This window comes from Dolichospermum sp. LEGE 00246, from assembly GCF_015207865.1.
Taxonomy (GTDB): Bacteria; Cyanobacteriota; Cyanobacteriia; order Cyanobacteriales; family Nostocaceae; genus Dolichospermum; species Dolichospermum heterosporum.
Genome location: NZ_JADEWA010000258.1, coordinates 1 through 7,712, shown reverse-complemented (window position 1 = coordinate 7,712; position 7,712 = coordinate 1). Strand labels below are relative to the sequence as shown.

Genomic DNA, 7,712 nt, shown 5'->3' with positions numbered 1-7,712 from the left:
TGTGTATAAGAGACAGAATGTTAAAAATGTAAATATCTAGGTTTGATTAGTAAACTTAACTGCTGTTATCTTAGGAATATGAAGTTGAAATACCATGAATGTCACCCTTTGTTGACAAACTTAACATTTCTTTAGATAATTTGGAGGTGCGTAGCGTCAAAATGATAATAGTTCCGTATAGCAAACTACAAAACCCTGGACACAGGTTTAATTATTGCCATGTTTGTTCCTCGTGCATAACGGGAACACTGTCTAAATGTATTTTTGATGTAATTTTGTGAGAAAAAAACCATGAGTGTGAATACGGTGCCTTCTATTAATTACAATTACTACTCTCTAAATGTTATTCAGGACGAAGCACGCCGACTGGTGGAGAGGGGAATGGTTGGTCGTCAACAACCAATATATACACTTTGCCAGTTTATCCCGGCTAGAGAGTGGGTTTGTGTAGAATGTGAATTAGAGAAATGTGATTTTTTGCTGCGCGATCGCATCGGTGATTTAATCGGACGCGAAGAGTGGGATAACGACTAATAATTTTGTTTTTTTTAATAAACTACTGTTATTTTTGATTGTACTTGTTTGTAGTTTCTGGCTATAAACAGGTATATTTTTTTCTATATTTCTTGAATTTCATTTCACGCAGAGACGCAGAGACGCAAAGAAATAATGAATAAAGTTGGCTAATATCTTCGGTAAAACTGCGATCGCTTATTTTGGTTGACCATGCCGAAACCCATTGTCTATCTACATTCTCATAGATAAATTTGCTTGTATATAAATATAAGTTATGTAGGGATAGAAATAGTGATTATCCCTACATAAACACTTTTTAACGCAAAATACAGCTATACATAAGCTGCAATAGAATCATTTTCGCTTGCTAGTGCTACGTCGGGCTTCGCGGGTTTCGTCTTCGAGACGACGGCGATCGCGCCAATCTGATAATGTTAGATAAACAACACCACCAGTAACTCCTACTAGCAGCAGCACCCCAAATAAGGCTAAAATACCCAAAAATGGACTTTCCACGATGCCTCTATAGTCCGTTGCGTCCCCAAACTACCATAGAAATAGACCAAGTAAACACAACTAACAGCGATACCCAACCCAGTGTCAAAATCATAGTTCTACTTTTCAAATAATTACAAAACGGCTCTAATATCCATCATACTGGGAAAATGCAGTGGATTCATTAACTAGATTGATAGGAGAGTTAGAAAAATTATGGAATTAATGGCAGAACGGTTAGAATCCCTGAAAGCGGGAGTAATTGGCAGCATATCTTTAGGTTTAGCTTTTCTTAGTACCAGCTTTATTAATGTTTTTTGGTTAGATAAGTATTTTCCAATAGTTACTTATGATAAAATTGATATAGTAAATTTACAGATGTTATTAAATGGTGTCATAGCCGGGTTTTCTGGGTTTCTATTTGGTGTCACCTATCGTTATATTATCCGTGTAGATACCAATCCTCACCTCAAAACTGGGGGTATTTGGGCTTTTGGTTTAGTGCGGGGTTTAACTCAAATAGAAGTTGGTTGGCATCTAAGTAATTCGGTTTTGCCTTTTTTAATCTTAGCAGGAGAAAGTATATTGTGGTTTTCTCTGGCTGCTTTTGCTCTCGATACTGCTATTTTATGGAAATGGTTGAAACCTTTTTCATGAATTTTATTGTCAGAATCAGGATATCCAGGATGGCAGGATGAACAGGATGAAAATGTTATAGCAAGGCAAGAGGCAAGAGGCAAGAGTAAAGAATTTTTCAGCGATTGTTAAAGAAATGTAGGTTGGGTTGAGCGACAGCGAAACCCAACAAAATTCTTGATAATGTTGGATTGTGGCTGATGCCTCCGGCGATAGCGAAGCGCTGCTGCAAGCAGTTCGCAGGGATACGCCACACTATGGCTAACATCTCCCGTCAGGGATAGGTTTACGTTCCACCACCCAACCTGCCGGATAATGACTTTTTAGGCTTAACCGAACAGTATTGTGATGAAAATAGATTATCTTTAAATGTTGTCCGATTCAAAATTATTAAATTTGAGAGTTTATTAAGACTTGGAGATAGTATCAATAGTTTTTTCTAATAATTTTAAGGATGCTAATAACTTATCTTTTTGGGGTTTAGCAGCTTTGAGTTCTCCTGAAATTTCATCCATACTTTTTTCTACAGCTTCATAGTTATCACGAGATTTAGCTTTGATGCCATCTTCTACTTCTTTCCAAGCATCTTCAAACTTGTCAAATTCTTTTTTAGCTTGGACAAAATTCCCAGATGTAACTGCGATTTTTGTTTTGGAGACTACAGCGAGTAAACCTGCATTACTGACTGTAGATTTTTGTCCTGGGACTTTTTTTGTAGAATTGGAAGTTCCGGCTGGGGTAGTTTCGGTAGCAGATTGTTCGGGCTTGTTACAACCTACTAAAGCCAGTAAGCTGATACTTGCAATAATTAACATTGATTTGAAATTCTTCATGGTCAACTCCTAATGGATATTTTTATTTGTACCGTTAATATTTCCTATGATAAAACAGCAAATGTCAAGAACTCGGAAAGTGCAACTTGGCAATTTGCTGGGAAATACTTTGCAATATCCATCTAATGGCGGCTTGCTCAGGATAAAAATCGTTAAATGGGATGATTCTGTAGTTATGGAAGTGGCGGATACTGGTATTGGTGTCGCCTCTAATAGGGCAGCTTGGTCATAAGCCTATGAGTGGGAACGCTCTGCTCAGAATAACAGTTTTAAGAGATTTTTAAGATAAATTTTGGGGATTTTTTGGCGATCGCTATATGTAGTTTACACGATATGTAACCACTCAAACAAAACTTTTATCATGACTCATAAAATCGAACTCCAATCTATTACGGGGCTATCTGTGTCAGCAGCAAGCGATCGCCTCCAACAAGAAGGATATAATGAGTTACCATCTACCCAACATCGCCAAATCTGGGAAATTGCCCTAGAAATCTTCCAAGAGCCGATTTTTCTCCTGTTATTAGGATGTGGTATCATTTATCTGTTTTTGGGTGATGCCCAGGAAGCTTTAATTTTACTAGGGTTCATCTTTTTCATTGTTGGCATCAACTTATACCAAGAACAAAAAACAGAAAAATCTCTGGAAGCATTACGGGATCTTTCTAGTCCACGCGCATTAGTTATTCGTGATGGCAAACGTCAACGAATTGCTGGACGGGAAGTAGTTCGAGAAGATGTGATTGTTTTGTCAGAGGGTGATAGAGTTCCTGCTGATGCTGTGGTGATGTGGTCTACCCATTTGAGCGTTGATGAGTCTTTGTTAACTGGGGAATCTTTACCCGTTCGCAAACAGGATACCACCGATTTAGAAAATACGATGAGAACCGCCACACAGCATCGTCCTGGTGGTGAAGATCTACCTTTTGTCTATTCGGGAACGTTAGTAGTTCAAGGTCAGGGAATTGCCCAAGTCTATGCCACAGGTATGCAGACGGAAATGGGTAAAATTGGTAAAGCCTTGCAAACTGTCGAATCCGAAGACACGGTTTTGCAACGGGAAACTCGAAAAATTGTCAGTAAATTGACCTTTGTAGCGATCGCTATTTGTGTAGCTGTAATCGTTATTTACGGTGCAACAAGGAACGATTGGCTACAAGGAATTTTAGCAGGTTTGGCACTGGCGATGGCAATTTTGCCCAATGAAATTCCTGTGGTCTTGGCAATTTTCCTGGCTTTAGGGGCTTGGAGATTTTCCCAGGCTAGGGTTTTAACTCGGCGTGTTCCTGTAGTAGAAACACTGGGTTCTGCGACTGTTCTTTGTGTAGATAAAACTGGAACGCTGACTTTTAACCGGATGTCAGTTCAGCAATTATTTGTGTATCAGCCCACAACATTAACACCGCAATTTTACGATGTTGCCCTCCATGAACGGGAAGCCCTGCCGGAAACTTTTCATGAATTAATCGAATTTGGGATTTTAGCCAGTCGCAAAGACCCTTTCGACCCCATGGAAAAAGCCCTCAAACAAGTGGGTGATGACTATTTAGCTAGAACAGAACATTTACACCAAGACTGGGAAATCCTGCGGGAATATCCCCTCACAGGTGAATTATTAGCCATGTCCTGTGTGTGGCAATCTCCAGAAAATAAGTTGGTGGTTGCTACTAAAGGAGCTCCGGAAGCGATCGCTGATCTTTGTCATTTTAACACCCAACAAAGGCAAGATTTGGAACAGCAGATTAATAAAATGGCGATCGCTGGTTTGCGTGTTTTGGGTGTAGCCAAAGTTATTGGACAACATCAAAAAAACAAAACCCTCAAATCTCTTCCTCAAGCCCAGCATGACTTTGAATTTGCCTTTTTGGGACTGCTAGGTATGGCTGACCCCGTGCGTCCAACTGTCGCCCCAGCCATTGCTGAGTGTTACACTGCTGGTATCCGGGTAGTGATGATTACAGGAGATTATCCCGCCACAGCCCAAAATATTGCCCGCCAAATCGGTCTAAAACCTGCCACAGAACTAATTACCGGGTCAGAACTGGAAACAATCCCAGAAGGGGAGTTACTATCTCGCATTCAAACTGTGAATATTTTTGCGCGGGTTGTTCCCGAACAAAAATTACTAATTGTGAATGCCCTCAAACGCTGCGGTGAAATCGTGGCTATGACTGGAGATGGTGTGAATGATGCCCCAGCTTTGAAAGCTGCAAATATCGGTATTGCTATGGGTGAAAGGGGAACAGATGTTGCCCGTGAATCTGCGGATTTAGTTTTGCTAGATGATGATTTTTCTGCTATTGTCGAATCTGTGAGGCTAGGACGGCGAGTATTTGATAACCTGAAAAAAGGTATGGCTTATACTTTGGCGGTGCATATCCCCATTGCGGGAATGTCCTTGATTCCGGTAATATTTCATTGGCCGCTGGTATTATTGCCTATCCACATTGCTTTTCTGCATTTAATTATTGACCCTGCCTGTACTGTAGTATTTGAGGCTGAACCAGAAGAAAGCAATATCATGAACCGTCCACCCCGTAATCCCAGAGAGTCCTTATTCAGTCGTCGAACTTTGAGGTTAGCACTACTGCAAGGGGTAAGTGTGTTAGCGGTGTTACTGCTTGTATTTGCTGTGGCTTTTTATTCTGGATATGGGGAATTTGATGCCCGTGCTTTGGCTTTTACTACCCTAATTGTCTCAAATTTGAGTATGATTTTGAGTAATCGTTCTTGGTCGCGGACTATTCCCGAAATGTTACGCACTCCTAATGCGGCACTTTGGTGGGTGCTGGCTGGTGCTGTGGTGTTTATGGGTTTGGTGCTTTATGTTCCTGTGCTACGTCATTTATTCCGGTTCTCTTTTCTTCATTTTGATGATTTATTAGTTAGTCTCACTTCTGGGGTATTGAGTATTTTGTGGTTTGAAGGATTGAAGGTTTGGCGACGTAGATAAATAAAATGTCTCACGCAAAGGCGCAAAGGCGCAAAGGTAACATCCGCGTTTATCTGCGTTCATCTGCGTTTAAAAATCTTTGGAGGGTTACTGTGAAAAAAGCATTTCGTAAATATCATCGTGTTATTGGCATTATTGTTTGTGTCCCACTTTTATTAACTGTTTTAACGGGAATGTTAGCAACTATTATTGGGGAATGGTCTGTTAATATTGGGCTTTCTTCTAGATTAATGTTGAAAATTCATACTGGGGAAATTTTTCATTTACAGGCAATTTATCCGATTTTGAATGGTTTTGGATTAATTGGTTTGTTGGTGACGGGTATGAGTATGTCGGGTTTGTTTAATCAGAAGAAAAAACCTAATCATAATTAAACGCAGATGAACGCGGATAAACGCAGATGAATGGATTTCAAGGATTCAGAATAGAAGATCTTTTCTTCTTCTTCTTTTTCTCCTGACTCCTGACTCGGTGACTCCTGACTCCCAAAAATTATTTTACTTCTGTGACTCGCCAGCTTAGTTTTAGGTTAACCCAGAAGTTCCAAATTGTGGCTACTGCGATCGCTATTAATTTAGCTATATACTGGTTCATACCTAAGCTATTGAATAGGAAATTGACTACTAATGTTTGGATGATTATCCCTGCTAAACAGACCATATTGAATTTCAGGAATCTTTTGAAACGCTGGCGCTTTCCTGTCTGTTTCCGGGAAATATCCCCAAATGTCCACAAATCATTCCAGAGGAAATTATTGAGAATTGCTACTTCGGCAGATAAGATTGTACTGCGAGTTAAACCCAAATTAATTACAGTACGCATAATGTGAAATATGGTTAAATCTACAAATACGCCACTAAATCCCACTGCACCAAATCTGAGAAATCGTCCCATAGGAAAGTTAACTTTTTGGCGAATTTTTCCTATTTTTCCAGTAGATAACCGTAATCTGATTAAGTGTTGAATATAGTCTACATATTGTTTCCACGTCACTTTGCTTTCTCCTTCTGTGCGTTCGCGGAATACATAACCGGCTTCAGCAATTTCTCCTACCTGTCCCCGACCAATAACTTCTAAAAGAATTTTATACCCTATAGGATTAAGTGTGGTATTAGCGATCGCACTTCGTCGTACGATAAAATAACCACTCATTGGGTCACTAACTCTACCTAAAACTCCCGGTAAAATCACCAATCCTAGCACTTGCGCTCCACGGGATAAAAAGCGTCTAATTACACTCCAACTACTCACACCACCACCGTCTATATGACGACTAGCTAATGCTAAATCAGCCCCCGCTTCTATTTTTTGCAACAGTTGTGTTAATACTTCTGGAGGATGCTGCAAATCGCCATCAATTACGCCCAATACACGCCCTCTAGCCGCTTGCCAGCCACGTATTACTGCTGAGGATAGTCCTCTCTCTTCTTGACGACGCATGACCCGTAATTGGGGATAATCTGGAATCAGAGATTGTGCCACTTCCCAAGTTCGGTCAGGGCTATCATCATCTACTATAATGAGTTCATAATTACCAGGAATAGCTTTATCCAATAACCCACTTAATATATTGACCACATTTTCGATATTGTCACACTCTTGATACGTGGGAATTACTAAAGATAGGAAAATGGCATTGTTTTCGGCTGTTTCTTTGGGTGTAAATTCAGCAATCATCAATGTACCAATAGGAACTGCTAATAAAGAATTAGATGAGTTGATGGTCATAAAATCAGTAGTAAATTTTAACTTTCTAAATCGCCTATAAAGGTTAACTCTCCATAGAGTACAATACTTTTGGCATATAGAAACAATGGATAAATTTTAATATTAAATATTATTCTTTTTCCCTCTCCTTATTACGATACAAGGGGTAAAGCAAAAGCTTAATGGTGTCAACTTAATCTCAAATCCCTACCACATCTCGTTCCTAGTCTCTGACTAGGAATGTAGTTGATGAGGCTCTGCCTCTAATATTATTGAAGGCAGAGCCTTCTAGAATTTATTCCCAGCCAGAGACTGGGAATGAGATGACTTGGGTTCTTTGTCATTTGGCAAAAGTCCATGTCCCAACCGTTTTGAGTATAAAAATAGTCATGGTTTGTGAAAGATAAAGTCATTCCAGTTCAAAATGTGAAATAACTGTTCACACTCTCACACTCCCCCCCTATCCTTAACGAGAGGTCAAGGGTTTCGATAATTTTAGAGGGGGGAGTGAATAACTACAATGTGAAAATATTTATGTTGCATATAATCTTGATAAAGATATAATGGTATGT

9 protein-coding genes are annotated in these 7,712 nt (G+C 39.7%); 5 read left to right on the top strand and 4 right to left on the bottom strand.

The window, feature by feature from the left end:
- Window positions 1-291: 291 nt before the first annotated feature.
- Window positions 292-534 carry a DUF4327 family protein gene (locus IQ228_RS16475; RefSeq protein ID WP_015079328.1) on the top strand — a complete coding sequence of 81 codons (243 nt, stop codon included), beginning with the start codon at window positions 292-294 and terminating at the stop codon, window positions 532-534.
- A 336-nt stretch (window positions 535-870) separates the two neighbouring features.
- Here IQ228_RS16475 and IQ228_RS16470 read toward each other — a convergent pair whose 3' ends face one another.
- Both IQ228_RS16470 and petN read right to left on the bottom strand, forming a co-directional pair.
- Window positions 871-1,032: a hypothetical protein gene (locus IQ228_RS16470; RefSeq protein WP_168634893.1), complete on the bottom strand. Its 162-nt coding sequence runs from the start codon at window positions 1,030-1,032 to the stop codon at window positions 871-873.
- Between the two features lie 7 nt (window positions 1,033-1,039).
- Window positions 1,040-1,126, bottom strand: a complete 87-nt coding sequence (petN, locus tag IQ228_RS16465; protein ID WP_013189847.1) for a cytochrome b6-f complex subunit PetN — start codon at window positions 1,124-1,126, stop codon at window positions 1,040-1,042.
- A gap of 101 nt (window positions 1,127-1,227) precedes the next feature.
- Here petN and IQ228_RS16460 point away from each other — a divergent pair, with 101 nt between their 5' ends.
- A complete protein-coding gene (locus IQ228_RS16460; RefSeq protein WP_027402167.1) occupies window positions 1,228-1,668 on the top strand; it encodes a hypothetical protein in 441 nt (146 codons plus the stop codon).
- A gap of 386 nt (window positions 1,669-2,054) precedes the next feature.
- Here the strand turns inward: IQ228_RS16460 and IQ228_RS16455 are convergent, their stop codons facing one another.
- A complete protein-coding gene (locus tag IQ228_RS16455; RefSeq protein ID WP_027402166.1) occupies window positions 2,055-2,480 on the bottom strand; it encodes a hypothetical protein in 426 nt (141 codons plus the stop codon).
- A 46-nt stretch (window positions 2,481-2,526) separates the two neighbouring features.
- On the opposite strand from IQ228_RS16455, the gene IQ228_RS16450 reads away from it, so the two are divergent.
- The 3 genes from IQ228_RS16450 (at window position 2,527) to IQ228_RS16440 (ending at window position 5,807) form a co-directional block, all read left to right on the top strand.
- Window positions 2,527-2,712, top strand: a complete 186-nt coding sequence (locus tag IQ228_RS16450; protein ID WP_027402165.1) for a sensor histidine kinase — start codon at window positions 2,527-2,529, stop codon at window positions 2,710-2,712.
- Between the two features lie 129 nt (window positions 2,713-2,841).
- Window positions 2,842-5,433: a cation-translocating P-type ATPase gene (locus tag IQ228_RS16445; RefSeq protein WP_027402164.1), complete on the top strand. Its 2,592-nt coding sequence runs from the start codon at window positions 2,842-2,844 to the stop codon at window positions 5,431-5,433.
- A 92-nt stretch (window positions 5,434-5,525) separates the two neighbouring features.
- Window positions 5,526-5,807: a peptidase gene (locus IQ228_RS16440; RefSeq protein ID WP_027402163.1), complete on the top strand. Its 282-nt coding sequence runs from the start codon at window positions 5,526-5,528 to the stop codon at window positions 5,805-5,807.
- A 118-nt stretch (window positions 5,808-5,925) separates the two neighbouring features.
- On the opposite strand, the gene IQ228_RS16435 is transcribed toward IQ228_RS16440, so the two are convergent.
- Window positions 5,926-7,161: a glycosyltransferase gene (locus IQ228_RS16435; RefSeq protein WP_027402162.1), complete on the bottom strand. Its 1,236-nt coding sequence runs from the start codon at window positions 7,159-7,161 to the stop codon at window positions 5,926-5,928.
- Window positions 7,162-7,712 lie beyond the last annotated feature (551 nt).

Coding starts and splice junctions, on each gene's coding strand:
- IQ228_RS16445 (WP_027402164.1), top strand. CDS start 2,842: ATGACTCATAAAATCGAACTCCAATCTATTACGGGGCTATCTGTGTCA.
- IQ228_RS16435 (WP_027402162.1), bottom strand. CDS start 7,161: ATGACCATCAACTCATCTAATTCTTTATTAGCAGTTCCTATTGGTACA.
- IQ228_RS16455 (WP_027402166.1), bottom strand. CDS start 2,480: ATGAAGAATTTCAAATCAATGTTAATTATTGCAAGTATCAGCTTACTG.
- IQ228_RS16450 (WP_027402165.1), top strand. CDS start 2,527: ATGATAAAACAGCAAATGTCAAGAACTCGGAAAGTGCAACTTGGCAAT.
- IQ228_RS16460 (WP_027402167.1), top strand. CDS start 1,228: ATGGAATTAATGGCAGAACGGTTAGAATCCCTGAAAGCGGGAGTAATT.
- IQ228_RS16475 (WP_015079328.1), top strand. CDS start 292: ATGAGTGTGAATACGGTGCCTTCTATTAATTACAATTACTACTCTCTA.
- petN (WP_013189847.1), bottom strand. CDS start 1,126: ATGATTTTGACACTGGGTTGGGTATCGCTGTTAGTTGTGTTTACTTGG.